The organism is Cupriavidus sp. 96C5-1, from assembly GCF_057798855.1.
In genome coordinates, this window is the sequence record NZ_JBYOJU010000040.1 from 56,335 (window position 1) to 82,942 (window position 26,608).

At 66.4% G+C, this 26,608-nt stretch carries 22 protein-coding genes; 6 read left to right on the top strand and 16 right to left on the bottom strand.

Annotation, left to right across the window (positions count from 1 at the left end):
• Positions 1 to 20 precede the first annotated feature (20 nt).
• Positions 21 to 1,007: an agmatinase gene (speB, locus tag AC3FOF_RS33270; protein ID WP_488729017.1), complete on the top strand. Its 987-nt coding sequence runs from the start codon at positions 21 to 23 to the stop codon at positions 1,005 to 1,007.
• A 34-nt stretch (positions 1,008 to 1,041) separates the two neighbouring features.
• Complete coding sequence (locus tag AC3FOF_RS33275; RefSeq protein ID WP_488729018.1) at positions 1,042 to 2,349, top strand: MFS transporter; 1,308 nt, start codon at positions 1,042 to 1,044, stop codon at positions 2,347 to 2,349.
• Positions 2,350 to 2,422: 73 nt separating this feature from the next.
• Here AC3FOF_RS33275 and AC3FOF_RS33280 read toward each other — a convergent pair whose 3' ends face one another.
• The 16 genes from AC3FOF_RS33280 to AC3FOF_RS33355 all read right to left on the bottom strand — a co-directional run bounded on the left by AC3FOF_RS33280 (position 2,423) and on the right by AC3FOF_RS33355 (position 21,324).
• Positions 2,423 to 2,800 (bottom strand): type II toxin-antitoxin system VapC family toxin, encoded by a 378-nt coding sequence (locus AC3FOF_RS33280; protein ID WP_276268834.1) that lies wholly within the window; start codon positions 2,798 to 2,800, stop codon positions 2,423 to 2,425.
• Entirely contained in the window at positions 2,800 to 3,036 is a 237-nt protein-coding gene (locus tag AC3FOF_RS33285; RefSeq protein WP_017229608.1) for a type II toxin-antitoxin system Phd/YefM family antitoxin, read from the bottom strand. Before AC3FOF_RS33285 ends, AC3FOF_RS33280 begins: the two co-directional genes overlap by 1 nt.
• Before the next feature lie 176 nt (positions 3,037 to 3,212).
• A complete protein-coding gene (gene aspS / locus AC3FOF_RS33290) occupies positions 3,213 to 5,018 on the bottom strand; it encodes an aspartate--tRNA ligase (RefSeq protein ID WP_017229607.1) in 1,806 nt (601 codons plus the stop codon).
• Between the two features lie 43 nt (positions 5,019 to 5,061).
• Positions 5,062 to 5,760, bottom strand: coding sequence for a DUF502 domain-containing protein (locus AC3FOF_RS33295; RefSeq protein ID WP_035815528.1), 699 nt, complete (start codon positions 5,758 to 5,760; stop codon positions 5,062 to 5,064).
• A gap of 14 nt (positions 5,761 to 5,774) precedes the next feature.
• The gene (locus AC3FOF_RS33300; protein ID WP_488729019.1) at positions 5,775 to 6,140 is read right to left on the bottom strand and encodes an FmdB family zinc ribbon protein; all 366 of its coding nucleotides are present in this window, start codon (positions 6,138 to 6,140) and stop codon (positions 5,775 to 5,777) included.
• A 199-nt stretch (positions 6,141 to 6,339) separates the two neighbouring features.
• Positions 6,340 to 7,776: a high affinity choline transporter 1 gene (locus AC3FOF_RS33305; protein WP_017226245.1), complete on the bottom strand. Its 1,437-nt coding sequence runs from the start codon at positions 7,774 to 7,776 to the stop codon at positions 6,340 to 6,342.
• Positions 7,777 to 8,122: 346 nt separating this feature from the next.
• Positions 8,123 to 8,746: a methyltransferase domain-containing protein gene (locus AC3FOF_RS33310; RefSeq protein ID WP_276268836.1), complete on the bottom strand. Its 624-nt coding sequence runs from the start codon at positions 8,744 to 8,746 to the stop codon at positions 8,123 to 8,125.
• Between the two features lie 124 nt (positions 8,747 to 8,870).
• Positions 8,871 to 10,448 (bottom strand): ubiquinone biosynthesis regulatory protein kinase UbiB, encoded by a 1,578-nt coding sequence (ubiB, locus tag AC3FOF_RS33315; RefSeq protein ID WP_017226424.1) that lies wholly within the window; start codon positions 10,446 to 10,448, stop codon positions 8,871 to 8,873.
• A 72-nt stretch (positions 10,449 to 10,520) separates the two neighbouring features.
• Positions 10,521 to 11,207, bottom strand: coding sequence for a ubiquinone biosynthesis accessory factor UbiJ (locus AC3FOF_RS33320; protein WP_488729020.1), 687 nt, complete (start codon positions 11,205 to 11,207; stop codon positions 10,521 to 10,523).
• A gap of 505 nt (positions 11,208 to 11,712) precedes the next feature.
• Positions 11,713 to 12,720 (bottom strand): Tim44 domain-containing protein, encoded by a 1,008-nt coding sequence (locus AC3FOF_RS33325; RefSeq protein WP_488729021.1) that lies wholly within the window; start codon positions 12,718 to 12,720, stop codon positions 11,713 to 11,715.
• 74 nt (positions 12,721 to 12,794) lie between these two features.
• Complete coding sequence (gene ubiE / locus AC3FOF_RS33330) at positions 12,795 to 13,526, bottom strand: bifunctional demethylmenaquinone methyltransferase/2-methoxy-6-polyprenyl-1,4-benzoquinol methylase UbiE (protein WP_017226139.1); 732 nt, start codon at positions 13,524 to 13,526, stop codon at positions 12,795 to 12,797.
• A gap of 37 nt (positions 13,527 to 13,563) precedes the next feature.
• Complete coding sequence (locus tag AC3FOF_RS33335) at positions 13,564 to 13,977, bottom strand: gamma-butyrobetaine hydroxylase family protein (protein WP_017226140.1); 414 nt, start codon at positions 13,975 to 13,977, stop codon at positions 13,564 to 13,566.
• Positions 13,978 to 14,029: 52 nt separating this feature from the next.
• On the bottom strand, positions 14,030 to 15,895 hold the full coding sequence (locus AC3FOF_RS33340; protein WP_035810225.1) for an ABC transporter ATP-binding protein/permease: 1,866 nt from the start codon (positions 15,893 to 15,895) through the stop codon (positions 14,030 to 14,032).
• 159 nt (positions 15,896 to 16,054) lie between these two features.
• On the bottom strand, positions 16,055 to 16,489 hold the full coding sequence (locus tag AC3FOF_RS33345; protein WP_276264427.1) for an HIT family protein: 435 nt from the start codon (positions 16,487 to 16,489) through the stop codon (positions 16,055 to 16,057).
• Between the two features lie 124 nt (positions 16,490 to 16,613).
• Positions 16,614 to 20,588, bottom strand: a complete 3,975-nt coding sequence (locus AC3FOF_RS33350; RefSeq protein ID WP_017226143.1) for an FAD/FMN-binding oxidoreductase — start codon at positions 20,586 to 20,588, stop codon at positions 16,614 to 16,616.
• 157 nt (positions 20,589 to 20,745) lie between these two features.
• A complete protein-coding gene (locus AC3FOF_RS33355; protein ID WP_017226144.1) occupies positions 20,746 to 21,324 on the bottom strand; it encodes a YqaA family protein in 579 nt (192 codons plus the stop codon).
• A gap of 375 nt (positions 21,325 to 21,699) precedes the next feature.
• Here AC3FOF_RS33355 and AC3FOF_RS33360 point away from each other — a divergent pair, with 375 nt between their 5' ends.
• The 4 genes from AC3FOF_RS33360 to AC3FOF_RS33375 all read left to right on the top strand — a co-directional run bounded on the left by AC3FOF_RS33360 (position 21,700) and on the right by AC3FOF_RS33375 (position 26,607).
• On the top strand, positions 21,700 to 22,182 hold the full coding sequence (locus tag AC3FOF_RS33360; protein ID WP_017226145.1) for a (2Fe-2S)-binding protein: 483 nt from the start codon (positions 21,700 to 21,702) through the stop codon (positions 22,180 to 22,182).
• 10 nt (positions 22,183 to 22,192) lie between these two features.
• Entirely contained in the window at positions 22,193 to 24,574 is a 2,382-nt protein-coding gene (locus AC3FOF_RS33365) for a xanthine dehydrogenase family protein molybdopterin-binding subunit (RefSeq protein ID WP_276264430.1), read from the top strand.
• Positions 24,575 to 24,589: 15 nt separating this feature from the next.
• Positions 24,590 to 25,390, top strand: a complete 801-nt coding sequence (locus tag AC3FOF_RS33370) for an FAD binding domain-containing protein (RefSeq protein ID WP_276264431.1) — start codon at positions 24,590 to 24,592, stop codon at positions 25,388 to 25,390.
• 320 nt (positions 25,391 to 25,710) lie between these two features.
• Positions 25,711 to 26,607, top strand: a complete 897-nt coding sequence (locus AC3FOF_RS33375; RefSeq protein ID WP_017227770.1) for an AAA family ATPase — start codon at positions 25,711 to 25,713, stop codon at positions 26,605 to 26,607.
• Position 26,608 lies beyond the last annotated feature (1 nt).

Genomic DNA, 26,608 nt, shown 5'->3' on the forward strand with positions numbered 1-26,608 from the left:
GGCATGACCAATCGATCGCCATGAATACAAACAAGCAGATCCACCCGCAAGGGGAGGCCGAGCCCTTCCAGCCGATGTCCGGCAACGCCATGCCGCGCTTTGGCGGCATCGCCACCATGATGCGGCTGCCCGCCGCGGGGAGCACCGCCGGGCTGGACGCCTGCTTCGTCGGCGTGCCATTCGACCTGGGCACGTCCAACCGCAACGGCGCGCGCCTGGGCCCCCGCCAGATCCGGGCCGAATCCGTGCTGCTGCGGCCCTACAACATGGCCACGCGCGCCGCCCCGTTCGATTCCTTGCGCGTGGCCGATGTCGGCGACGTGGCGACCAATCCGTACAACCTGCACGACTCCATCGCACGCATCGAGGCGGCCTACCGCGACATCGTCGCCACGGGCTGCCGCCCGATCGGGCTGGGCGGCGACCACACCGTCACGCTGCCGATCCTGCGCGCGCTGCACGCCAGGTACGGCCGTGTCGGGCTGATCCACGTCGATGCGCATGCCGACGTGAACGACACCATGTTCGGCGAGAAGATCGCGCACGGAACCCCGTTCCGCCGTGCGGTGGAGGAAGGGCTGCTCGACTGCGGCCGGGTGGTGCAGATCGGCCTGCGCGGCACCGGCTACGCCGCCGAGGATTTCGACTGGTGCCGCCAGCAGGGTTTTCGCGTGATCACGGCCGAGGAATGCTGGCACCGGTCGCTGGCCCCGCTGATGGAAGAAGTCAGCGCGCGCCTGCGGGGCGGCCCGGTCTATATCAGTTTCGACATCGACGGCATCGACCCGGCCTACGCGCCTGGCACCGGCACGCCGGAGATAGGCGGGCTCACCGTGCCGCAGGCGCTGGAGATCGTACGTGGCGCGCGCGGACTGGATATCGTCGGCGCCGACCTGGTCGAGGTATCGCCGCCGTACGACCCGTTCGGCACCACGGCGCTGCTCGGCGCCAACCTGGCATTCGAACTGCTGTGCGTGCTGCCCGGCGTCGAGTACCGCGACGCCTGAGTCCTTCGCCAAAACAATAAACAGGAGATCCATCATGCAGACCAGGCAGCCTGCTGCCCAGCCACGCCGCGCCGCCCTGGCGTCGTTTATCGGCACCACCATCGAGTGGTATGACTTCTACAGCTACGCCACCGCCGCGGCGCTGGTCTTCGGGCCGCTGTTCTTCCCCGGCGAAAACCGCCTGCTGAGCCTGCTCGCCTCGTTCGGATCGTTTGCCATCGGCTTTCTGGCGCGGCCCATCGGCGGCGTGCTGTTCGGCCGCATCGGCGATCGCCTCGGGCGCAAACGCGCGCTGATGGGGACGCTGTCCTTGATGGCCGTCGCCACGGTGCTGATCGGCTGCCTGCCGACGTATGCGCAGGTTGGATGGATCGCGCCCGTGGCGCTGGTGGCGCTGCGCGTGCTGCAGGGCATCGCGGTCGGCGGCGAGTGGGGCGGCGCGGTGTTGCTGGCAGGCGAGCACGCGCCAGCGGGCCGGCGCACCTTCTTCGCTTCGTTCGCGCAACTGGGCAGCGCGGGCGGGCTGATCCTGTCGATGCTGGCCTTCAGCGCCGTCAGCCGGCTCGATCACGACGCCCTCATGCAATGGGGCTGGCGCCTGCCCTTCCTGGCCAGCGCGGTGCTGCTGGCAGTCGGCTTCGTGATCCGGCTGTCGGTCAACGAATCGCCGGAGTTTGAAGCCATGCAGGCGAGCGGCGACGTGGCCCGCCAGCCGCTGGCCGAAGCGCTGCGCGCGTGGCCGTTGATCGTGCTGGCGATCGGCGCCAACGTGTACGGCATCGCCGGCGTGTACTTCAGCAACATCTTCATGATCTCGTACGCCACGCAGTACCTGGCGCTGGACCGGGCGATGATCCTCGACTGCCTGTTCTGGGTGGCGGTGCTGCAGTTCTTCGTGCAACTGGGCGCGGCGCACCTGGCCGATCGTTTCGGCACCCGGCGCGTGCTCGCCATCGTTGCCGCATGCGCCATCGTCGTTCCCTTCGTCATGCTGCCCCTGGTGCGCATGGGGCAGCCGAACACGGTGTTCCTGGGCATCGCCATAGCCACCCTGTGCGAATCGGGGTACTACGCCGTCATCGCCGGCTTTGTCACCGGCATGTTCGCCGCGCGCATCCGCTACACCGCCATCTCGCTGTCATATCAGGTCTGCGGCGCCTTCGCCGGCGGCCTGACGCCGCTGCTGGCAACGCTGCTGGCGGACAGCTTCTTCCCGCAGTGGTGGCCGATGGCGATGTTCTATGCGGGATTCGCGGCGCTATCGCTGGTGTGCGTGGTGTGCGTGGTGTGGGTGGGACGGGTGCGGGAGGTGGGCTTGCCCGCGACCGCGGCGGGAGTTTGAGGCTGGCCTGAAGGAAGCAAACCTTGGCCAGCCTTTGGAAAGCAGGAACCCGGTTCACCGGGTTCCTGCTTTTCTAGACGGTAACAACGAGATCGGTGTACCCGGCGAGGTGTCCGTCGGCAGTCACCAGCCGCAAAGGCTCGCATATGGCTTGGGCAATCAGCAGCCGGTCAAAGGGATCGCGGTGAATATCAGGAAGATCGCGCACTGCCGCACCGTGAACGGCCCGCACCGGAAGTTCCGAAAAGCCGCTTGTCTCGATCGCGGAAACCAGTTGATTCACGTCGGCGTCCAGCTTGCCCAAGCCGGCTTTGATCGACGCCTCCCAGATACTGGCGCTACTCACGAATACGTCGTCGGCGTCGGCAATCAGCTTGCGCGCCGCCTTGGATAGCCTGCGGTCGTCGGTCACGACCCACAGGTAGATATGCGTGTCCAGAAGCAGGCGCATCAACGCCCCTCGAACGCGGCGATCAAGTCATCGGGCAGCGGAGCGTCGAAGTCTTCCGCGATGTGCACCTTTCCCTTCAGCATGCCGAAACGGCGCACCGGCTTGACGCGCTCCATCGGAACCAGCCGCGCGGCAGGCTTTCCAGCCTTGGCGATGACAATCTCCTCCCCTGCGGCGGCGGCATCGACCAGCCGGGAGAAGTTTGTCTTTGCCTCGTGAATGTTGACAGTCTGCATGGCTGCTCCTAGTGGACTAAGTCCATATTAGTCCACCACCAGTGAGATCGTCAACGTACAGCCGCGGCTCGCGCAGTTCATGGCGCAGTGCTACTGTGCATGCGCCCTGCCGGGCGCACCCAATAAAAAAAGGGCCGCGCTCTCGCGCGGCCCTTCCCCGACAAGCTGGCTCAGGTTCAGGCGATCTTCGGCTCCGCCGCGCGCAGGCGGATGTGCAGCTCGCGCAGCTGCTTCTCGTCGACCGAGCTCGGCGCTTGCGTGAGCAGGTCTTGCGCGCGCTGGGTCTTGGGGAAGGCGATCACGTCGCGGATCGAATCGGCGCCGGCCATCATGGTGACGATGCGGTCCAGGCCGAAGGCCAGGCCGCCGTGCGGGGGCGCACCGTATTGCAGTGCGTCCAGCAGGTAGCCGAACTTGGCACGCGCTTCTTCCTCGCCGATATTCAGGGCGCGGAACACCTTGCTCTGCACGTCCTCACGGAAGATCCGCACCGAGCCACCGCCCATTTCCCAGCCGTTCAGGACCATGTCGTAGGCCTTGGCGATGCACTTGCCCGGATCGGTTTCCAGGTATTGCAGATGCTCGTCCTTGGGGCTGGTGAACGGGTGGTGCATGGCGACCCAGCGGGCATCGTCCTCGTCGTACTCGAACATCGGGAAGTCGATCACCCACAGCGGCTTCCACACGTCCTCGAACAGGCCGTGGGTCTTGCCGAACTCGGAGTGGCCGATCTTCAGGCGCAGGCCGCCGATGGCATCGTTGACGACCTTGGCCTTGTCCGCGCCAAAGAAGATGATGTCGCCGTCCTTGGCGCCGGTACGCTTCAGGATCTCGGCAATGGCCGCGTCATGCAGATTCTTGACGATCGGCGATTGCAGGCCGTCGCGGCCCTTGGCCACTTCGTTGACCTTGATCCAGGCCAGGCCCTTGGCGCCGTAGATGGCGACGAACTGGGTGTAGGCATCGATCTCGCTGCGCGAGATGGCGGCGCCGCCCGGCACGCACAGGCCGACCACGCGGCCGTTCTCGCTGTTGGCGGGGCCGGAGAACACCTTGAAATCGACGTCCTTCATGGCGTCGGTCAGTTCCGTGAATTCGAGCTTGACGCGCAGGTCAGGCTTGTCCGAACCGAAGCGGGCCATGGCCTCGCGGAATTCCATCACCGGGAAGCTGGCGTCGAGGTCGACGTCGATGGCGTTCTTGAACACCGTGCGCATCATGTCCTCGAACAGGTCGCGGATCTCCTGCTCGCTCAGGAACGAGGTCTCGCAGTCGATCTGCGTGAACTCGGGCTGGCGGTCGGCACGCAGGTCCTCGTCGCGGAAGCACTTGGTGATCTGGTAATAGCGGTCGAAGCCCGACACCATCAGCATCTGCTTGAAGATCTGCGGCGACTGCGGCAGCGCGAAGAAGTGGCCCGGGTTGGTACGCGAGGGCACCAGGTAATCGCGCGCGCCTTCGGGCGTGCTCTTGCCCAGCATCGGCGTTTCGATGTCGATGAAGCCTTGCGCGTCCAGGTACTTGCGCACTTCCATCGCCACCTTGTAGCGCAGGCGCAGGTTGTACTGCATCTGCGGGCGGCGCAGGTCCAGCACGCGATGGGTCAGGCGGGTGGTCTCGGACAGGTTGTCGTCGTCGAGCTGGAACGGGGGCGTGACCGACGGGTTGAGCACGGTCAGCTCATGGCACAGCACCTCGATCTTGCCGGAGGTCAGGTTGGCATTCTCGGTGCCGGACGGACGGGGGCGGACCTTGCCGGTGATGCGGACGCAGAACTCGTTGCGGATCTCTTCGGCGGCCTTGAACATCTCGGGGCGATCGGGATCGCACACCACCTGTACCAGGCCTTCGCGGTCACGCAGGTCGATAAAGATCACACCGCCGTGATCGCGGCGACGCTGCACCCAGCCGGTCAGGGCCACTTCCTGGCCCGACAGTTGTTCGGTCACGAGACCGCAATAGTGAGTACGCATGGAGGACATAAGAGAATTTCCGGAATAACGCGGCCGCTGGTGCGGCCGGCGATCAATTTGAATGCGATGAGTCGGCGGACTCGGCGAGGGCTTCGGCTTGCGCCTCGCCGGCGCGCACCGCGCCGCTCTTGCGCGGCAGCTCGGTCGGCGCCACCACGCCCATCGAGACGATGTACTTCAGCGCGGCGTCGACGGTCATGTCGAGTTCGATGGTATCGGCCTTGGGCATCATCAGGAAGAAACCCGAGGTCGGATTGGGCGTGGTCGGCACGTAGACGCTGACGTACTCGCCCTGCAGGTGATTCTGCACATCGCCGCCGGGCCTGCCGGTCAGGAAGGCAATGGTCCACGAGCCTTCGCGCGGATATTGCACCAGCAGGGCCTTGCGAAAGGCATTTCCCGATGAGGACAGCAGCGTGTCGGACACCTGCTTGACGCTGGTATAGATTGGCCCCACCACCGGGATATGGCGCAGCAGCGCTTCCCACCAGCGCACCAGGCGCTGGCCGATGAAGTTATGGGCGAGCAACCCTACCAGCAGGATAAACAGCAGCGTCAGGATCGCCCCCAGGCCCGGGATGCGTACCTTGAACAGCTGGACAGGCTGCCAGGCTTCCGGCAACAGCGCCAGGCTTTGGTCCATGGTGCCGATGATGAGGTTCAGCACCCAGAGCGTGATGCCCAGCGGCACCAGCACCAGCAGCCCGGTCAGGAACCAGGTCTTGAGGGCGGATGATTTCTTCGCTGCCACGATGCGTTCTGCCTTCAATGGCAAGCGCAGGCGCTGCCGCAACCGCCGGCGGCGCTCGTGGAGGCCGTGCTGGTGGAAGCGGACGAATCGCCGGAGGACGTCGTGGCCGCGGCGGCCGCTGCGGCGCCGCTGTCGGACGCAGCGCCGGCGGCTGCCGGGGCAGCGCCGGTGGCGGCCGCGGCCGCGGTGCCGCTACCGCCGCGGAAGTCGGTGACATACCAGCCCGACCCCTTGAGCTGGAAGCCCGCGGCGGTCAGTTGTTTCTTGAACGTACCCGCCGCGCCGCAGGATGGGCAGTCGGTGAGCGGGGCATCGCTCATTTTCTGCAGCACATCGCGCCCGTGGCCGCAGGCGTCGCAACGGTAGGCATAGATCGGCATAGTGGCACTCCGCGAGGATTCTGGAACGGAAAACAGGTGGGACCGCGTGGCCGCGCCGACCGGGAAGTTGCCGTTCCCGAGCGCCACCTGGCGGTGCAAAGCCTTGAATTATAAACCGTTCTGAGCGCGCCGGGCCGGAGGAAAAAAGGGGCCGGAGTGCCCCCGACAGCACGCGCACTGCCTGCGGCGCCCCTGGCGCTCAGGCCAGATGCGCTTCCTTGACCCGCGGGTGGTCGCCGATCCACTGCGGCAGCAGCGAGCCGAACACCATGCCGCCGATGGAGAACACCAGCCCCACCATCTGCGGCGGCACGGCCGCGTCGGCAAAGGCGACCTCGCACCCCAGCCAGGAAACCAGACCGAGCAGGATGGCGGCCAGGCCGCCCTGGCGAGTAGCCGGCTTCCAGAACATGCCGAAGGCCAGCGGCACGAAGGACGAAACCAAGGTGACCTTATAAGCATTTTCCACCATACGGAAGATGGAAAGATGCGAGTTCAGCGCAAACAGCGTCACCAGGGTGGCGAAGACCAGCACCACGGCCTGCATCACGCGCAGGAAACGGCGGTCGTCGAGATGGCGGAAATACGGGCGCAGGATGTTCTCGGCGAAAGTGACCGAGGGCGCCAGCAGCGTCGCCGAGGCGCAACTCTTGATGGCCGAGAGCAGCGCGCCGAAGAACATCACCTGGGCGAACATGGGCGCGTGCGCCAGGATCAGCTTGGGCAGGATCAGTTGCGAATCGGTGTTGATGTACTTCTGCACCATCTCCGGATCGATCATGGTGGCCGAATAGGCCAGGAACATCGGGATGAAGGCGAAGAAGAAATACAGCACGCCGCCCAGCACCGAGGCGCGCCCGGCGATCTTCTCGGTACGCGACGAGGTGACGCGCTGGAATACGTCCTGCTGCGGGATCGAGCCCAGCATCATGGTGAACAGCGCCGCCGCGAAGCCGATGATCTGCACCAGGTCCAGCGAGGGCAGGAACTCGAACTTGCCCGCCGCCGCCGCGTGCGACACCACCGCCGTCACGCCGCCGGCCTGCCCGCTGACTTCGTAGCCGATGTACAGCATGCCGATCACGATGATGATCATCTGGATGAAATCGGTCACCGCCACCGACCACATGCCGCCGAACAGGGTGTAGACCAGCACGCTGGCGGCGCCGATCATCATGCCGGCCTCCTGCGACAGCGCACCGTCCGAGACGGTGAAGAACACCAGCCCGAGCGCCTTGATCTGGGCAGCGACCCAGCCCAGGTAGGACATCACGATGCACAGCGTGGTCAGCACCTCGGCCAGCCGCCCGTAGCGGTTATGGTAGTAATCGCCGATGGTCAGCAGGTTCATCCGGTACAGCGGACGCGCAAAGAACAGGCCGACCAGGATCAGGCAGAGCGAGGAACCGAAGGGATCGGACACCACGCCGGACAAGCCTTCCTTGAGGAAAACCGCGGGGATGCCCAGCACCGTCTCCGAGCCGAACCAGGTCGCGAACACGGTGGCGGTGACGATATAGAACGGCAGGCTGCGGCCTGCCACCGCGAAGTCGGTGGCGTTGCGCACCCGTAGCGCGGCCCACAGGCCGATGCCGACGGAGATTATCCAGTAGATGACGACGAACCAGATCAGCATGCTGCTGCCCTATCCCAAAGTGCCCTTGCGGCGAGAAACCGGTTGCCGGGTGGGCGGGATACCTTTCCCTGCCCGGAGTCCAACTCATCGGTCGGGGCCGCATGGGTGGCTGAGCTAGCCTGCGGTCGTAGCCGAATCAAAACGCGGATTATAGCGATGCAGGCCGCCGCGGGGCGAAGAAAAACCCGGGCCGCGCGGAAATTGCCAGACCGGTGCAGCGCAAGCGCCACAGGTGACGAAAGCGTATCTCGGCCCTGTTCCGCCCGGCTTTCCGGCGCCCCGTCATGGGACATCCGAAGGCGGCGTACCCGTCGTCATACGGTGCGCGGCCGAGGAAAGCCGGCACTCAGGAACGGCGGCGCCAGACCTGCCACTGCTCGCGGCCGGCGAACACCGGCAGCGAGCTGGTGGCGGCCCGCGCCTCCACCAGCTCGAAGGCCGGGTCAAGCAACGCGCGCAGTTCCGGCTCCGGAATGGCGAAGGGTGGCCCGCCACGCGTCTCGTCCAGGAAGAAATAGCCTGCCAGCAGGCCGCCCGGCGGCAGCAGCTGCGCCACGCGCCCGGCATAGGCGGCCCGCATGGCCGGCGGCAAGGCGCACAGGAAGGCGCGTTCGTAGATAAGCTGGCAAGCCGGCTCGGGTTCGAAGGCGAAGAAATCCGCCTCGCGTACCACCACCCCGGCCGGCCCGAGCGCCTGCCGCGCGCTCGCCACCGCCTGCGGCGAGAAATCGATGGCGGTCACTGGCCAGCCGCGCGCATGGAGCCAGCCGGCTTCCCAGCCGTTGCCGCAGCCGGGCACCAGCGTCGGGCATGGCGCCATGGCGCCGGCAAACGCCTCGAACTCGGCCGGCACGCCGCCCAGGTCCCAGGGCATGAATCCCTTCTCGAAGCGCTCGTCCCAGAAGGCTGGATCAGCTGCATTGCGGCTGGCGAAGGCCGGTGTGGCGGCCGGCTTGTCGGATTGGCTCATGCCAGGTCTCCTTGTCGTGGGGCGGTCGGCCTGAGGCGTCCCGCCGGCCGCATTGTCTGCCTGGCGGCTGGCGCCGCCGTCTCACCCGGAGCGCGCGGGCGCCGGCAGGGAGGAATGGCTACCATTACCAATAGCCAGCCCAGGCCAGCAATTCCGTCAGCACCACCCCCGCGGCAAACCCGCCGATCAGCAGCAAGGCCGTGCCAACCAGGCGGTTGGTGCGGCGCTGCTCGGCGAGCAGCGCGGTCAGCAGCTTTTCCTGCTGGCCATTGTCGACCAGCGCGCGGCGCTCCAGGAACTGGTGCGCCAGGCGCGGGAAGTCGGGCAGCATCTTGGCCCATTGCGGCGCCTCCACCTGGATGCGCTCCCAGGCGCCCTTCCAGCCCACCTGCTCGTGCATCCATTTTTCCAGGAAGGGCTTGGCGGTCTTCCACAGGTCCAGGTCGGGGTCGAGTTGCCGGCCCAGTCCTTCGATATTCAACAAGGTCTTCTGCAACAGCACCAGTTGCGGCTGGATCTCGACATTGAAGCGGCGCGAGGTCTGGAACAGGCGCATCAGCACCATGCCCAGCGAGATTTCCTTGAGCGGCTTGTCGAAATAAGGCTCGCAGCAGGCGCGCACCGCGCTCTCCAGCTCCTCGACCCGGGTGTCGGGCGGCACCCAGCCCGACTCCACGTGCAGCAAGGCCACACGATGGTAGTCGCGGCGGAAGAAAGCAATGAAGTTCTGCGCCAGGTAATTCTTGTCGAACTCGGACAGCGCGCCGACGATGCCGAAGTCCAGCGCGATATAGCGGCCAAAGCTCTGCGGGGCCACCGACACCAGGATATTGCCCGGGTGCATGTCAGCATGGAAGAAGCCGTCGCGGAACACCTGGGTGAAGAAGATCTCCACGCCCTCCTCCGCCAGCGAATGCATGTCGACGCCGGCCGCCCGCAGCGATTCGGTCCGCGAGATGGGGATGCCATGCATGCGCTCCATCACGAAGACCTCGCTGCTGCAGAAGTCCCAGAACACCTCGGGCACCAGCAGCAGCTTGGTTTCGGCGAAATTGCGGCGCAGCTGGCTGGCGTTGGCCGCCTCGATCATCAGGTCGAGTTCGTCGTGCAGGTATTTATCGAATTCGGCCACCACCTCGCGCGGCTTCAGGCGCTTGCCGTCGGCCCAGAAACGCTCCAGCCAGGCAGCCAGGTCGCGCATCAGGGCCAGGTCGCTGTCGATGACCGGGAGCATGCCCGGGCGCAGGACTTTCACCGCTACTTCGCGGCCATGGCTTGGGCCGCCCTTGAGCGTGGCGAAATGCACCTGGGCGATCGAGGCGCTGGCCACCGGCTTGTGGTCGAAGCTGTCGAACAGGGTGGCCAGCGGCCGGCCCAGCGAGCGCTCGATGATCTTGACCGCCACCACCGGGTCGAATGGCGGCACCTGGTCCTGCAGCTTGGCCAGTTCGTCGGCGATGTCCTCGGGCATCAGATCGCGCCGGGTGGAGAGCACCTGGCCAAACTTGACGAAGATCGGCCCCAGCCGCGTCAGCGCCAGCCGCAGCCGTTCGCCGCGGGGCATGTCGAGCTTGCGGCCGATGGTGATGACGCGCACCAGGAAACGGATGCGGCGGCTCTTGAAACCGGACAGTACGAGTTCGTCGAGGCCGTAGTAGAGGATGACGAAAACGATCTTGCAAAGGCGCAGGAAGCGGGTCATGCAGGTTCTTCAGTTTCAGGATTCGGGGCAGTGCGGATTGGCCAGCGGCGGCTGGCGAACGGTCAGCCGCGCTCAGCGATGCGCGGAAGGCAGCGAGCCGGGAGCGCCGGCAGCGCCACGGTCCGGCCGGCTGCGCTGTTCGAGTTTCTCCAGCCGCTTCTCCAGCCGCGCGAGATCGTCGCGCAGCGCGCTCACGCCGGCGTTGAACTCGTCCAACGCGGCATGGCGCACCAGGGTTGGCTGCTCGTCGAGCAGGTATTCGGTCACATTATCGACCAGCGTGCGCCCCACCCGCGTGGCCTGCGCGTGCACCTGCTGGACGCCCTCCACCACCCGCTGCGCCACGCTGTCGCTGAGCGGACCGCCCAGGATGCCGCGCAGCGCGCGCGACAGGTCCTCGGCGGCATCCCAGCGCAGGCCGCGGGCCAGCGTGGATACGGTATTGGCCAGCTCGGCGTCGCCCTCGATGCGCACGTGCTTCATCGCAGCCGCCTGCCCGCCGCCGGCGACGTCCGACGCCACCAATGGCCATTGCTGCAAGGGCACGGTCAGCGTCACGTCCGGGCTTTCGTCCGGCTGCGCCAGTTCCGTCAGGCCCTGCCCTGTCACCTTCAATGCGAGCGTGAACGCGGCGGCGTCGAAGCGGATGACACGACCGGCGAAGGGCTGGAGCATGCCGATGGCCCAGGGTTCTTGTTCCAGCAGGTGGTTGAGGGCTGCGACGGGAGGCTGGGCCAGGGGGGTTGGGAGGGTGGTCATGGTTGGGTGCGGCTGGGGGCGGGCCTTTCAGGTGATGGTTGGTTCGGTTGGTTCTAAAGTCAAAGTGAGCGTCAATGGCTTAACCGCAAAGTCGAGGTCAACTGCAGTTTCACCCCCCCTGCGGGAAGGCGGCCTGCTTTCTTGTCGTGAGAGTGGGCAAAGAAGTCGCGCCGGATGAAGCTCCCCCACTCGTGGCCAGCCCGAAAGAGCGGCCACGAGGCGCCCCATACGGCATCCGGCACCAACACGGCTCGCTTCGCATCGCGTGACGGCGGTCCCGCCGGGGCCTGCCGGACCGAGAGCAGCTCAGCGCGAACAGAAGCGAGCCGTGGCGGCGGACCATCCCGTACGCGCAGGACGGTCCGAAAGCTGGCCGCCTCGACGATTCCCCCAACCCTCAAGCGACAATCCAACCAAACATACAAAAAAAGCCCACGTTTTCACGTGGGCCTCCATTCTATTCCACCTGCCGGCCAAGCAGCGGCCGGCAAGCCACTCCCAGCACTCAGGAAACCTGCTGAATGCCAGCCAGCAGCCAGCCACCGCTGCCGGTCACCGGCTTGGCCAGGTTCCAGACCTCGGCGAACGGCTGGGCGGGATCGGCTGCCTTCTCGCGGATCATGCCGGAGAAGCGCACGCTTGCCAGATGCTGCGCCGGGCTGTCTTCGATGCCGAGCAGTTCGGCTTCCAGCGTGACCACGTCGGTCTTGTTGACCTCGGCGCCGCGCTCGGACAGGTCCATCTTGATTTCGGCGAACATTTCCGGGGTGGTGAACTCGCGGATGTCGTCGAGATTGCCGGCGTCCCATGCCGCCTGCAGGCGCACGTAATAGATCTTGGCGTTGCGCAGGAAGGCCGCGGTGTCGAAATCAGCCGGCACGCCCCAAGGCTGGGCCGCGCCCGCGGCTGCCGCGGCGCCGGCCATCACCGGTGCGGCGGACTGCAGCGGGGTTGCGGTACCGGACGCGGGCATGACCGGGTTGGGAGCGCCAACCGGCACTTGCTGGCGCAGGGCCGGTTCGTTGCCGCCATTCAGGCCACCACCCAGGCCACCGCCGGCACCAGCGTAGGCAGGTTGCTGCGAACGGCTCGCGCCGCCGCGGAACTTGCGGATCAGCCAGATCGCGACGAAGGCCACCAGGGCGATCAGGATCAGGTTGGACAGGAAGCCCATCGCGGCGCCGCCGAGGCCAAAGTGCGACAGCAGCCAGCCAATGCCCAGGCCGGCGGCGATGCCGCCGAGCATGCCGCCCCAGTTGCGCTTGGGCGCGGCGGCTGCTGCCGCGCCGGCACCGGCAGCCGCGCCAGCCGGCGCCGCTTGCTGTGCCGGCTGCGCCGGCGTCTGGGACGGCGACTGCTGCGCCGGTGCCTGCTGGCGCTGCGTCACGCCGGACGATTGCTTGCCGATGCTGCGCGACCCGCCGAGACGTTTGGCGTTGGCGTCCAGCGCCAGGCCGAGGGCAAGTGTGCCGATCAGCACCACCGCCATGAATTTTCCGCGAAATTGCGACATATCAATGCTTCCCCTGTCAAGTTCGCTCATCTTCATTGAGCCTAAATCAATTGGTACCCAACCTGGTACTCAGTCTAGTACTTTCGCCCGACGTGGAGTGCCACCACTCCCGCTGTCAGATTGAAGTATTCGACATTCTCCAGGCCCGCATGTTCCATAAGACGTACAAGTGAAGCCTGGTCTGGATGCATTCTGATCGATTCCGCAAGATAGCGATAGCTATGGGAATCCTGGGCTACCCGCTCTCCGAGCCACGGGAGCACCTTGAAGGAGTAGATGTCATAGGCCTTTTCCAGCGGTTTCCACACCTTGGAGAACTCCAGCACCATGACCTTGCCGCCCGGCTTGACCACCCGGCGCATTTCGGCCAGGGCCGCATCCTTATGCGTCATGTTGCGCAGCCCGAAGGCCACGGTAACCAGGTCGAAATGGTTGTCCGGGAACGGAATGTGCTCGGCGTCACACAGGCAGGTGGGGGTGACGATGCCCTTGTTCAACAGGCGGTCGCGGCCGACCCTGAGCATCGACTCGTTGATGTCGGTCAGCCAGACCTCGCCGGTGGGGCCGGCCTGGCGCGCGAACGTCTTGGCCAGGTCGCCGGTACCGCCGGCGATGTCCAGCACCTTGAAGCCGGGGCGCACACCGGCCTGGGCGATGGTGAACATCTTCCACAGCCGGTGCATGCCGCCCGACATCAGGTCGTTCATGACATCGTATTTGTTGGCCACCGAATGGAAGACTTCAGCCACCTTGCCGGCCTTCTCTTCTTCCTTGACCTTCTCGAACCCGAAATGGGTTTCGCTCATGACTCGCTCCAGAATTCAGTAATGGCCCGCGGGGCGCTCAATGGTTGCCGCAGGCATGGCCGCCGGCGGCAGGCATCGGGGTGTCGCGATCGACGCCGGCCGCCTCCAGGCGCTGCAGATAGGACTGCCACTTGGCGTCCTGTTCCGCGCCCAGGCGGTAAAGCAGTTCCCAGGAATAGATGCCGGTATCGTGACCGTCGGAAAAGCGGATCAGGATGGCGTAATTCCCGACCGGCTCCACCGCGGCGATGGTGACGTCGCGCTTGCCGGTCTGCAGCACTTCCTGGCCGGGGCCGTGGCCCTGCACCTCGGCCGAAGGCGAATATACCCTCAGGTATTCGAAGGGCAGCCGGAAGCTGGAACCGTTGTCGAAACCCACCTCCAGCACGCGCGACTGGGTGTGCACGGTAAGGGCGGTGGGATGGGGAGTATCTTTTTCGAGGCCTGCCATGATGGGTGGCGCGCGGCTGTGGGCGGGCCGCAGGTTGCAGCCACACCCGCCTTCACGCTTCGTGTACGACCCGATAGCTTACCGCAGCCGCCGCGCGTTGCCCATCTTGCTCAGCCTCCCAGTGCGCTCCATCCGCTGCCACATAGCGCAGGCGGCGGTCATGGAAGGCCGCCACGGTGCTGCGATGGGCAATGCTGACGATGGCGGCGTCCGGCAGGGATGCCACCATCAGGCGGTACATCGCGCTTTCGGTTTCCTCGTCGAGCGCGCTGGTGGCTTCGTCCAGGAAGAGGTAGTCGGGCTGCTGCAGCAATGCGCGCGCAAAAGCCAGGCGCTGCTGCTCGCCCGGCGACAGGCGCAGCGACCAGTTATCGAACATATCGAGCTGCTCGGTCAGGGCCCCTAGCTGAGCCTGGCGCAGCACACCCTGCAGGGCCTCGCGGCTGTGCGCGGTGCCGGCGTCCGGATACGCCAGCGCATCGGCCAGCGAGCCGATCGGCAGGTAGCTGCGCTGCGGCAGGAACAGCGTGCGGGCAGAGCGCGGCAGGGCAACCGTGCCGCTGCCATAGGGCCAGATGCCGGCCAGCGCGCGGAACAGCACGCTCTTGCCGCAGCCCGAGGGACCGCTGACCAGCCAGCGTTCGCCGGGCCCGATCTCCAGCGAGAACGGCGCCACCAGCGGCCGCTGGGAAATCTGGCCGCCCTGCGCGCTGCGCACCGGCAAGGCCAGTGCCAGCGAGTCGATGCGGATGCCGTCGGTGTCCGCCTGGTCCACCTCGATATCCCGCACGCCGGTGTGTTCCTGGTCCTGGCGCTCGGCCACGCGGATAGCGTCGCGGAAATCGATCAGCCGGTTGGCCGCGGCCTTCCAGCCGACCAGGGTGGCGTAGCTGTCGACGAACCAGGACAGCGCGCTCTGCACCTGACCGAAGGCAGAACTCATCTGCATCAGCCCGCCCAGCGTCATCTTGCCGGCGAAGTAGCGCGGCGCGGCCACGATCAGCGGGAAGATGATGGCGAACTGGCCATAACCGGAACTGACGAAGGTCAGGCGCCGCGTATAGCGCATCAGCTGGTTCCAGTTGGCGCGGATGCGGTCGAAGCGCGAGCGCAGGCCGGCCTGCTCGGTGGGCTCGCCCCGATACAGCGCCACGGGCTCGCTGTTCTCGCGCAAGCGCACCAGCGTGAAACGGAAATCCGCCTCATACTGCTCCTGCTGGAAACTCAGGCCGATCAGCGGCCGGCCCACCAGGTGGGCAATCAGCGAGCCGATCACCGCGTAGCCCACCGCGAACCACACCATATAGCCGGGAATGGTGATCTCGCTGCCGCCCAGCATGAAGCTGATCGGCCCCGACACCGTCCACAGGATGCCGACGAAGGAGATCAGCGTCACCACCGAGTTCAGCAGGCCGAGCGAGAGCGACAGCGCGCCGTCGGTGAAGGAACGCAGGTCATCCGCCAGCCGCTGGTCGGGGTTGTCGGTCGCGTGGGTCTGCTCGATCCGGTAATAGGCCTGGTGGCTGAGCCAGTGATCCATGAAGCGGCCGGTCATCCAGGTACGCCAGCGCATCTGCAGCATCATGGTGTAGTACTGGCGCGAGATGGCGGCCACGATGAAGAATCCGGCAATCCAGGAGAAGCGGATCAGGAGCGTCTTGAAGGAGACGTAGTCATGCTGCTCCAGCGCGTTGTAGAACACCCGGTTCCACTCATTGAGCAGCACGTTGATATAGACGATGCCGAGATTGAGCGCCACCACGAAGGCCAGCAGCCCCAGCCCGGCCTTGCGGTCCTCGGACTTCCAGTAGGGCTTGATCAGGTCCCAGGTCTCGGCCACCCGCAGGCGGCTCTGGATCTTGAGGGCACGGGCCGGCACGGCGGGGCCCGGAACAGTAACGGAGGTCGGCGTGGACATGGCACCTTTCGCGCGGGCGGGCCATGGCTGGTCCACTGGCCCCGCTCTTGTGGGAATAAGGACAACGGGTGTTAGAAGACGGCGCTGCCCCGCTGGTTCCGGGATTTCAGGAAAACCGGCGGCGATTCAGGCGCGGCACGCACCAGGCCGCGCCGTGCTTCAGCTTACCTCGCCCAGCTGCGCCAGGGCCGTGCGCAATGCCGGCAGGCGCCCTGCCAGCGCTGCCAGGCGCGCGGCATCCGGTTCGCGCTGCGGGGGGGCCCAGACCGCCTCGGGAAAATGCGTGTCCCAGCGGTAGCGCGGAATGATGTGCCAGTGCAGGTGCGGCACCATATTGCCGAAGGCGGCAAGATTGACCTTGTCGGGCATCATGGTTTCGCGCACCGCGCGCTCCACGCGCGCCACCAGGCGCATCAGCCAGGCCTGGTCGTCCCCGGACAGGTCGGTCTGCTCGGCCACATGGCCGTTCCACACCACCCGGCAGAAGCCCGGAAAGCGCTCATGCTCGACCAGGATGACGCGGGCGCGTTCGCCCCGCCAGACCAGTTCGCCGCCGTCGGATTCGCACAGAGGGCAGTTGGGGACGAGGTTCATGCCGCGGCTCCCGATGCGTCAACCCACCGCTCAATATCGGCTCCCCTCTCCCCCTGCTCTCCCGCAAGCGGGAGAGGGGAGCAAAGCGGAGGCTGGCCCGCGCTCATCGGCGCCATCCCCTGCATCACACCAGCACCCGCTCAATGCCGCCCGAGTTGGCCTTGGCCACGTAGTCGGGCATCCAGTTCTCGCCCAGCAGGTGCTTGGCCATCTCGACCACGATGTAGTCGGCCTGCACCGTGGCGTCTTCCTTGTAGCGCGACAAACCCTGCAGGCAGGAAGGGCAGCTGGTGAGGATCTTGACGTCGCCGGTGAAGCCGTCGGTACGCAGCTTGTCCGCGCCCTTGGTCATTTCCTCTTCCTTGCGGAAGCGGATCTGCGTGGAAACGTCCGGACGCGACACCGCCAGGGTGCCGGATTCGCCGCAGCAGCGCTCGTTCTTCTCGATCTTGCCGCCGCCCTCGTTACCACCCATCAGCTCGTTGACGAGCCTGGTCGGGTCCATGGTCTTGATCGGGGTGTGGCAGGGGTCATGGTACATGTAGCGCGTACCGGTCACGCCTTCCAGCTTGACGCCCTTCTCCAGCAGGTACTCGTGGATGTCGATGATGCGGCAGCCCGGGAAGATCTTGTCGAATTCATAGCCGGCAAGCTGGTCGTAGCAGGTGCCGCAGCTCACCACCACGGTCTTGATATCGAGGTAGTTCAGCGTATTGGCGACCCGGTGGAACAGCACCCGGTTGTCGGTGACCATCTTCTCGGCCTTGTCGTACTGGCCGTTGCCGCGCTGCGGATAGCCGCAGCACAGGTAGCCCGGCGGCAGCACGGTCTGCACGCCGACGTGCCACAGCATGGCCTGCGTGGCCAGGCCGACCTGCGAGAACAGCCGCTCCGAGCCGCAGCCCGGGAAGTAGAACACCGCCTCGGTCTCGGGCGAGGTGCGCTTCGGGTCGCGGATGATCGGCACGATCTCGTTGTCTTCGATATCCAGCAGCGCGCGCGCGGTCTTCTTGGGCAGGTTGCCCGGCATCTTCTTGTTGATGAAGTGGATCACCTGCTCGCGCACCGGCGCGCGGCCCACCGTGGCGGGCGGATGCTCGGTCTGCTTCTTTGCCAGCTTCTTGAGCACGTCGTTGCCCAGGCGCTGCGCCTTGTAGCCCCAGTCGATCATGACCTTGCGGGTCATGTTGATGGTCTGCGGACTGGTGGCGTTGAGGAAGAACATCGACGCGGCGGTGCCGGGATTGAACTTCTTCTGCCCCATCTTGCGCAGCAGGTTGCGCATATTCATCGACACGTCGCCGAAGTCGATCTTGACCGGGCACGGCGTCACGCACTTGTGGCAGACCGTGCAGTGATCGGCCACGTCGGAGAACTCGTCCCAGTGCTTGATCGAGATGCCGCGGCGGGTCTGCTCCTCGTACAGGAAGGCCTCCACCAGCAGCGAAGTGGCGAGGATCTTGTTGCGCGGGCTGTACAGCAGGTTGGCGCGCGGCACGTGGGTGGCGCACACCGGCTTGCACTTGCCGCAGCGCAGGCAGTCCTTGACGCTGTCGGCAATGGCGCCGATATCGCTCTGCTGCATGATGATGGACTCATGCCCCATCAGCCCGAACGACGGCGTATAGGCATTGCGCAGGTCGGCTCCGGGCAACAGCTTGCCCTTGTTGAAGCGGCCCTGCGGGTCCACGCGCTGCTTGTACTCGCGGAACTCGCCGATCTCGTCCTCGGTCAGGAACTCCAGCTTGGTGATGCCGATGCCGTGCTCGCCCGAGATCACGCCGTCGAGCGAACGTGCCAGCGCCATGATGCGGGCCACCGCGCGGTGGGCGTCCTGCAGCATGTCGTAGTCGTCGGAGTTGACCGGGATATTGGTGTGGACGTTGCCGTCGCCGGCGTGCATGTGCAGCGCCACGAAGACGCGGCCGCGCAGCACCTGCTTGTGAATCTTCTGCGCCTCGTCGAGGATGGGCTTGAACTCGCCGCCGTTGAAGATATTGCGCAGCTCGGCACGCACTTCGCTCTTCCACGACACGCGGATGGTGCGGTCCTGCAGCAGGTGGAACACGGTGGCGTCCGGCTGCTGCTCGAGGCGCGCCTCGAAGGCCTGGCCCAGCAGGCCAAGCCCGTGGCCGATCAACGCGGCGCGCGCGGTAGCCAGCGGCGTGTCGAGGTGGTCCTGCAGATAGCTCCAGCGCGAGCGGATCTCGCGCAGCAGCTGCAGCGCGTGCTGCACGCGGTCTTCCAGCAGCTCGGCGCTGGGAATCTCGTTGGCGTCGTCGCTGCGGCCCAGCGGCAGGTTGCCGCGCGCGAAGAAGGCTTCCAGCGCGTCGGTCAGCTGGAGCTTGTTCTTGATCGACAGCTCGATATTGATGCGCTCGATGCCGTCGGTGTACTCGCCCATGCGCGGCAGCGGGATCACCACGTCTTCGTTGATCTTGAAGGCGTTGGTGTGCCTGGCGATGGCGGCGGTGCGCGAGCGGTCCAGCCAGAATTTCTTGCGGGCCTCGGGGCTGACCGCGACGAAGCCTTCGCCGCTCTTGCCGTTGGCCATGCGGATGACTTCCGAGGTGGCGCGGGCCACCGCGTCCTGGTCGTCGCCGACGATGTCGCCGATCAGCACCATCTTGGGGAAGGCGTTGCGCTTGCTCTTGGTGGCGTAGCCCACCGCGCGCAGGTAGCGCTCGTCCAGGTGCTCCAGGCCGGCCAGGATGGCACCACCGGGGGTGCGCGACTCGGCGTCGAGGTAATCCTTGATTTCCACGATGCTCGGAATGGCGTCGCGCGCCTGGCCGAAGAACTCCAGGCAGACGGTGCGCACGTGCGCCGGCATGCGGTGCAGGATCCAGCGCGCGCTGGTGATGATGCCGTCGCAGCCTTCCTTCTGGATGCCGGGCAGGCCGGCCAGGAACTTGTCGGTGACGTCCTTGCCCAGGCCTTCCTTGCGGAACTTGCGTCCTTCGATGGCCAGCGTTTCGGTGCGCAGCGGCTTTTCGCCTGGCGCGCGGTTGCCGTCCGACCACTTCAGTTCGAAGGTGGCGACCGGCACGTCGTGGATCTTGCCCAGGTTGTGGTCCAGCCGGGTGATCTCCAGCCAGTTGCCCTCCGGGTCCACCATGCGCCACCAGGCCAGGTTGTCCAGCGCGGTGCCCCACAGCACGGCCTTCTTGCCGCCGGCGTTCATGGCCACGTTGCCGCCGATGCAGGAGGCATCGATGGAGGTCGGGTCCACGGCGAACACCAGGCCGGCCTTGTCGGCGGCATCGGCCACGCGGCGCGTCACCACGCCGGCGCCGGAGAAGATGGTCGCGACCTTGTGCGCGACGCCCGGCAGGTCGGTCTGCTCGACCGCGCCGAGCTGCTCCAGCTTCTCGGTGTTGATGACCGCGCTCATCGGCGTCAGCGGCACGGCGCCGCCGGTATAGCCGGTGCCGCCTCCGCGCGGGATGATGGTCAGGCCCAGCTCGAAGCAGCCCTTGACCATGCCGGCGATCTCTTCCTCGGTGTCCGGGGTGAGGACCACGAAGGGATATTCCACGCGCCAGTCGGTGGCGTCGGTCACGTGCGAGACGCGCGACAGGCCGTCGAACTTGATGTTGTCCTTCTGCGTGATGCGGCCCAGCACGCGCTGGGTGCGCTTGCGCAGGTCATAGGCGTCGGCGAACTCCTGCTTGAAGTCCTCGATGGCCTGCTTGGCAAAGCTGACCAGCTGTTCGACCCGGTGGGAGCGGTCCTCGGCGGCCGGCTCGGCGTGCTCGGCACGGTCGGCGGCGCGGCGCTTCTCGATCTCCGAGAGCCGGTGATGAAGTGCCGTAACCAGCATCTGGCGGCGCTTGGGATTTTCCAGCAGGTCGTCCTGCAGGTAGGGATTGCGCCGCACCACCCAGATGTCGCCCAGCACTTCGTACAGCATGCGGGCCGAACGGCCGGTACGGCGTTCGCCGCGCAGCTCGTCCAGGATCCGCCAGGCTTCTTCGCCCAGCAACCGGATGACAATCTCGCGATCCGAGAATGACGTGTAGTTATAAGGGATCTCACGCAGGCGCGCGGGGGCGTCCTGCGCGGCGAGTTTGGCATCGAGCACGAGTGGGGCGTTCATGAGGAGGGACCGCTTCCTGTAGCGCACGGGGACGGTGCGCCGGATCGTCTTTAAAGGGCAATTGTACTTCAAGGCCTGGTTTCGCCGCACCGCAACATGGCGGAACCTTGCTTGGGCAAGGGTTGTTCCTTGCCATCCGAGGGGCCCGGAACCGGCGCTAGAACACGCTTTTGAGGGTGGTCGCCATGCCATGCCAGAAACTGTTCGGGATCCATTGCAGGACCGTGGTCATGGCAAGGTAGCGCAGAAACTTGCCGATCGCCATATATACCAGGCTCGGCCAGAACGGCAAGCGCAGCCAGCCCGCCAAAGTGCACAATGGATCACCAATAGCCGGCAACCAGGAGGCCAGCAGGGTCGGCGGCCCCAGCCGGCGCATCCAGCGGAAATAGCGCGCGTCCAGCGCCGGCTTGCGCGCATGGCGGGGATGGCCGCGGTGTTCGGCGTGCTCCCGCTCGTGCTGGCGCTGCTGGCGCCGCCGGCGATAGCGCACCAGCGCCAGCTTGGCGGCATAGCCCATCCACCAGTCGATCGCGCCGCCGGCTGTGTTGCCAAGCGTGGCGACGATGATGGTGGGCCAGAACAGGTGCGGGTTGAGCTTGATATAGCCGAACACCGCGGGCTCGGAGCCCAGCGGCAGCAAGGTGGCGGACACCAGGCTGACCACGAAGATGGCGGGCAGCCCGACCTTGGGCAGGGCAACGGTTTCGAACAGCCAGTCGATGATGCCTTCCATAGCTATGAGAGTGGGTGCCGGTGCACGGCGGGCCATTCTAGCAGCGCCCGGATGCATATCGCCGCCGCCGGCCCTGCCCGCCCCCGGCAAGCCGAAGTGCCGGAGGGGCAACCCGCATGGCAAGCGCCGTCGATTTGTGATTAACTGTTAGAGCCTGTCGCGGCCAAACGTTCGCTGGCCGGCGGCGCCAGCCTTGCAGGCAGGCAGCCGTAACCGCAGCAATCAGCAGATAGCAAAGCAGCAGACAGCAGCAGCACCAACATCACGAAATAGCCGTAACCAGCAAACGGCAGTACCGCGTCGTGGCCAGTCCCGCGCAGTTTTTTCGGGATTCACGGATTGGGCATGCGCGTATCCACCCACATGGAGACAAGCATGGCGATTCCTATCCGCCTGACCGTCAACGGCCGCGCCGTCGAGGCCCAGGTAGAACCCAACACCCTTCTCGTCCAGTTCCTGCGCGAACAGCTCCGGCTCACCGGCACCCATGTGGGCTGCGATACCGCCCAGTGCGGCGCCTGCACCGTGCACCTGGACGGCCGCGCGGTCAAGTCGTGCAATGTGCTGGCGCTGCAGGCGGATGGCGCCAGCATCACCACCATCGAAGGGCTCGCCCCCGAGGGGCAGCTCCACCCCATGCAGGAAGCCTTTCGCAACTGCCATGGCCTGCAGTGCGGCTTCTGCACGCCGGGGATGGTAATGAGCGCCACCGCGCTGGTCAGGCAGCATCCCGATGCCGACGCCACTGCCATCCGCGAGCAGCTGGAAGGCAACCTGTGCCGCTGTACCGGGTACCACAACATCGTGCGTGCGGTGCAGCAAGGACAGGCCGCGATGCATGGCGCCAGCGCCGAATAAGGAGACCGCCATGAACGCACCCGAGAACCAGCACCTGATCGGCGCCCCGGTCAAGCGCAAGGAAGACTATCGCTTCCTGACCGGCAACGGCCAGTACACCGACGACATCGTGCTGCCGCAGCAAAGCTACGGCTATTTCCTGCGCTCGCCGCACGCGCATGCGCGCATCGCTTCCATCGACAAGACCGAGGCCCTGGCCTCGCCCGGCGTGATCGCCATCTTCACCGGCGACGACGTCGCTGCCGACAAGGTCGGCGGCCTGCCCTGCGGCTGGCTGATCCACAGCATCGACGGCAGCCCCATGAAGGAGCCGCCCCACCCCGTGCTGGCGCAGGGCAAGGCCCGCCACGTCGGCGACCAGGTCGCGCTGGTGGTGGCCGAGACGCTGCAGCAAGCCAAGGACGCCGCCGAGAAGATCGACGTCGAATACGAGGAACTGCCGGCGGTGGTCAACACCGCGCAGGCCGCCTCGGCCAGCACGCTGGTGCATGACGACGTGCCGGAGAACACCAGTTACGTCTGGGGCCACGGCGACCGCGCCGCCACCGACGCCGCCTTTGCCAGGGCGGCCCACGTGACCACGCTGGAGATCGTCAACAACCGCCTGATCCCCAACGCTATCGAACCGCGCGCCGTCAATGCCAGCTATACGCGGCAGGACGACAGCTACACGGTCTACGTGGCGAACCAGAACCCGCACGTGGAACGCCTGCTGATGGGCGCCTTCGTGCTGGGCCTGCCCGAGTCACGGCTGCGCATCATCGCGCCGGACGTGGGCGGCGGCTTCGGTTCGAAGATCTTCCTGTACGCCGAAGACGTGGCGCTGACCTGGGCCTCGAAGAAAATCAAGCGCCCGATCAAGTGGACCGCGGAGCGCTCGGAGTCCTTCCTGACCGATGCGCACGGCCGCGACCATGTCACCAAGGCCGAGCTGGCGCTGGACGCCGACGGCAAGTTCCTGGCGATGCGGGTGCACACCACCGCAAACATGGGCGCCTACCTGTCGACCTTCGCCAGCAGCGTGCCGACCATCCTGTACGCCACGCTGCTGGCCGGGCAATACACCACCCCGTCGATCTACGCCGAGGTGCGCGCCGTGTTCACCAACACCGCGCCGGTGGATGCCTATCGCGGCGCGGGCCGCCCGGAAGCCACCTACGTGGTGGAACGGCTGGTGGAAGCCGCCGCGCACGAACTGAAGATGGACCCGGCCGAACTGCGCCGCAAGAACTTCATCCGCACCTTCCCCTATGCCACCCCGGTCGGCCTGACCTACGATACCGGCGACTACGAGCCATGCCTGGCGCGCGCGCAGGAACTGGCCGACGTGAAAGGCTTCCCCGCGCGGCGCGACGAGGCAAAGCAGCGCGGCAAACTGCGCGGCCTGGGCTATTCCTGCTATATCGAAGCTTGCGGGCTGGCGCCGTCGAATATCGCCGGCGCACTGGGCGCGCGAGCGGGCCTGTTCGAGGTCGGCGAGATCCGCGTGCACCCGACCGGCACCGTGACCGTCTTCACGGGCTCGCACAGCCACGGCCAGGGGCATGAGACCACCTTCGCGCAGATCGTGGCGGACCGCCTCGGCATTGCGCTCGACGCCGTGGAGATCGTGCATGGCGATACCGGCCGCGTGCCGTTCGGCATGGGCACCTACGGTTCGCGCTCGCTGTCGGTTGGCGGCTCCGCCATCATGAAGGCGCTCGACAAGATCGAAGCCAAGGCCAAGAAGATCGCGGCCCACCTGCTGGAGGCCTCGGACGCCGACATCGAGTTCAAGAATGGCGTGTTCAGCGTGGCCGGCACCGACCGCAGCAAGACCTTCGGCGAGGTCGCCCTGACCGCCTACGTGCCGCACAACTATCCGCTCGACAAGCTGGAGCCCGGCCTCAACGAGAACGCCTTCTACGACCCGACCAACTTCACCTACCCGTCCGGCGCCTACGTCTGCGAGGTGGAGGTCGACCCCGACACGGGCGAAAGCCATGTCGTCAAGTTCACCGCGGTGGACGATTTCGGCAACATCATCAACCCGATGATCGTCGAAGGCCAGGTCCACGGCGGCATTGGCCAGGGCCTCGGCCAGGCCATGCTGGAGCAGTGCATCTACGACGACGAAAGCGGCCAGTTGCTGACCGGCTCCTATATGGACTACGCCATGCCGCGGGCCGCCGACCTGCCCGACTTCACGGTGGAGACCGCCAAGGGCACGCCCTGCACGCACAATCCGCTGGGCGTGAAGGGATGCGGCGAAGCCGGCGCGATCGGGTCGCCACCGGCCTTCATCAACGCGCTGGTGGATGCGCTCTCGCCGCTGGGCGTGCACGATATCCAGATGCCCGCCACGCCGCACCGCGTGTGGCAGGCGATTCGCCAGGCGCAGACCCCCAACTGAGATCGGAGACACATCATGTACGCATTCAATTTCGAACGCGCCGCCGATGCCAGTTCGGCGGTGGCCAGGCTCAAGGCCGATGGCGACGCCAAGTTCCTCGGCGGCGGACAGAGCCTGCTGGCGGCAATGAAGCTGCGGCTGGCCGCACCCTCGGCGCTGGTCGACGTGACGCGCATCCCCGGCATGGCGGAGATCCGGGTGGAGAACGACGAACTGGTGATCGGCGCGGCGGCACGGCATGCCGACGTGGCGGCCAACGCCGAGGTGCTCAAGCGTATCCCCGCGCTGGCCGCGCTCGCCGGCGGCATCGGCGACCGGCAGGTGCGCGCGATGGGCACGCTGGGCGGCTCGCTCGCCAACGACGATCCGGCAGCGTGCTATCCGGCCGCGGTACTGGGCCTTAACGCCACGGTGGTGACGGACCGCCGCAATATCGCCGCCGACAACTTCTTCAAGAGCCTCTACGAAACCGCGCTGGAGCCCGACGAACTGATCACCGCCGTGCGCTTTCCCTCGCCGGACCAGGCCGCCTACATCAAGTTTCCCAACCCGGCCTCGCGCTTCGCGCTGGTGGGGGTGATGGTGGCGCGCTTCGGCAAGATCGTGCGGGTCTCCGTCACCGGCGCCGCCGACAGCGTGTTCCGCTGTGCGCCGCTGGAGCTGGCGCTGGCGGCCAGCTTCACGCCGGCGGCGGCGCGCGCGGTGGTGCTTGACCCGGGCGGGCTGAATGCGGACCTGCACGCCTCGGCCGAGTATCGCGCGCACCTGATCCCGGTGCTGGCGGCACGCGCGGTGGAGCAGGCGCTGAAGGGCTGAGGGAAGAAATCGGAAGGAGAGCACCCGCACTCGTAAAGAGCGGGCGCGTTCACTTCGAGTCCACGCCCACCCTCTCCCCCGGCCCCTCTCCCGCAGGCGGGAGAGGGGAGCAAACCGGCGGCATTGGCCGAAGCCGGCAAGATGCGCCAAAGCCGTTTGCAATAACGACGGCTGTTGCACCCTCTCCCCTCATGGGAAGAAGGTTGAGGAGAGGCGCGGTTCGGCTAGAGGCCACAAAAAGCGAAGCCAATGATTTTCTCCAGCACGACGGCGTAACCAGTGCCCACATTCTCCGCACATTGCATCTTCCGGCCACCTCCATGCTTCCCCAGTCCATCGACCAGACCGCCGCCCTGCTGGAGGCACAGCAGTATTTCGCCGACCGCGAAACCGCCACTGTGCTCTACCTGGCAATGCGCATGCAGCGCCCGCTGTTCCTGGAGGGCGAGCCCGGCGTCGGCAAGACCGCGCTGGCGCGCGCCATGGCCGGCGCGCTCGGCACGCGCCTGTTGCGCCTGCAATGCTACGAGGGGCTCGACGCCTCCAGCGCACTCTACGAATGGGACTACCCGCGCCAGATCATGGCGCTGCGCCTGGCCGAAGCGCGCGGCGAGCGGCCCGACACGCAATCGCTCTACCACGACGATTTCCTGCTCAAGCGGCCCCTGCTGGAGTCGCTGCTGCCCGACCCCGCCGCGCCGGGCATACCGCGCGTGCTGCTGATCGACGAGATCGACCGCGCCGACGAGCCTTTCGAAGCCTTCTTGCTCGAGGTGCTTTCCGAGTACCAGGTGTCGATCCCGGAAATCGGCGTGATCAAGGCAGAGCAGCCTCCGCTGATCGTGGTCACCTCCAACCGCACCCGCGAAGTGCACGATGCGCTCAAGCGCCGCTGCCTGTACCAGTGGATGGGCTACCCGCAGCGCGAGCGCGAACTGCAGATCGTGGCAGCGCGCGCGCCCGAGGCTGCCGCCGCGCTGCAGCACCAGGCCATTGATTTCATCCACCGCCTGCGCGGCATCGACCTGTTCAAGTCGCCCGGCATTGCCGAGGCCATCGACTGGTGCCGCGCGCTGTCCGCGCTCGGTGTGAGCGAACTCGATCCGCAATCGGTGCGGGATACGCTCGGCGTGCTGCTCAAGTACCAGGACGACCTGGCCCGCGTGGACGGTCCTACCGTGGCGGAACTGCTGGCCAGCCGAGCGCCGGAGGGCTGAG

Coding starts and splice junctions, on each gene's coding strand:
- aspS (WP_017229607.1), bottom strand. CDS start 5,018: ATGTCCTCCATGCGTACTCACTATTGCGGTCTCGTGACCGAACAACTG.
- AC3FOF_RS33310 (WP_276268836.1), bottom strand. CDS start 8,746: ATGAGCCAATCCGACAAGCCGGCCGCCACACCGGCCTTCGCCAGCCGC.
- AC3FOF_RS33305 (WP_017226245.1), bottom strand. CDS start 7,776: ATGCTGATCTGGTTCGTCGTCATCTACTGGATAATCTCCGTCGGCATC.
- AC3FOF_RS33350 (WP_017226143.1), bottom strand. CDS start 20,588: ATGAACGCCCCACTCGTGCTCGATGCCAAACTCGCCGCGCAGGACGCC.
- AC3FOF_RS33325 (WP_488729021.1), bottom strand. CDS start 12,720: ATGTCGCAATTTCGCGGAAAATTCATGGCGGTGGTGCTGATCGGCACA.
- speB (WP_488729017.1), top strand. CDS start 21: ATGAATACAAACAAGCAGATCCACCCGCAAGGGGAGGCCGAGCCCTTC.
- ubiE (WP_017226139.1), bottom strand. CDS start 13,526: ATGAGCGAAACCCATTTCGGGTTCGAGAAGGTCAAGGAAGAAGAGAAG.
- AC3FOF_RS33280 (WP_276268834.1), bottom strand. CDS start 2,800: ATGCGCCTGCTTCTGGACACGCATATCTACCTGTGGGTCGTGACCGAC.
- AC3FOF_RS33370 (WP_276264431.1), top strand. CDS start 24,590: ATGTACGCATTCAATTTCGAACGCGCCGCCGATGCCAGTTCGGCGGTG.
- AC3FOF_RS33335 (WP_017226140.1), bottom strand. CDS start 13,977: ATGGCAGGCCTCGAAAAAGATACTCCCCATCCCACCGCCCTTACCGTG.
- ubiB (WP_017226424.1), bottom strand. CDS start 10,448: ATGACCCGCTTCCTGCGCCTTTGCAAGATCGTTTTCGTCATCCTCTAC.
- AC3FOF_RS33285 (WP_017229608.1), bottom strand. CDS start 3,036: ATGCAGACTGTCAACATTCACGAGGCAAAGACAAACTTCTCCCGGCTG.
- AC3FOF_RS33355 (WP_017226144.1), bottom strand. CDS start 21,324: ATGGAAGGCATCATCGACTGGCTGTTCGAAACCGTTGCCCTGCCCAAG.
- AC3FOF_RS33365 (WP_276264430.1), top strand. CDS start 22,193: ATGAACGCACCCGAGAACCAGCACCTGATCGGCGCCCCGGTCAAGCGC.
- AC3FOF_RS33340 (WP_035810225.1), bottom strand. CDS start 15,895: ATGTCCACGCCGACCTCCGTTACTGTTCCGGGCCCCGCCGTGCCGGCC.
- AC3FOF_RS33375 (WP_017227770.1), top strand. CDS start 25,711: ATGCTTCCCCAGTCCATCGACCAGACCGCCGCCCTGCTGGAGGCACAG.
- AC3FOF_RS33360 (WP_017226145.1), top strand. CDS start 21,700: ATGGCGATTCCTATCCGCCTGACCGTCAACGGCCGCGCCGTCGAGGCC.
- AC3FOF_RS33345 (WP_276264427.1), bottom strand. CDS start 16,489: ATGAACCTCGTCCCCAACTGCCCTCTGTGCGAATCCGACGGCGGCGAA.
- AC3FOF_RS33300 (WP_488729019.1), bottom strand. CDS start 6,140: ATGCCGATCTATGCCTACCGTTGCGACGCCTGCGGCCACGGGCGCGAT.
- AC3FOF_RS33320 (WP_488729020.1), bottom strand. CDS start 11,207: ATGACCACCCTCCCAACCCCCCTGGCCCAGCCTCCCGTCGCAGCCCTC.
- AC3FOF_RS33275 (WP_488729018.1), top strand. CDS start 1,042: ATGCAGACCAGGCAGCCTGCTGCCCAGCCACGCCGCGCCGCCCTGGCG.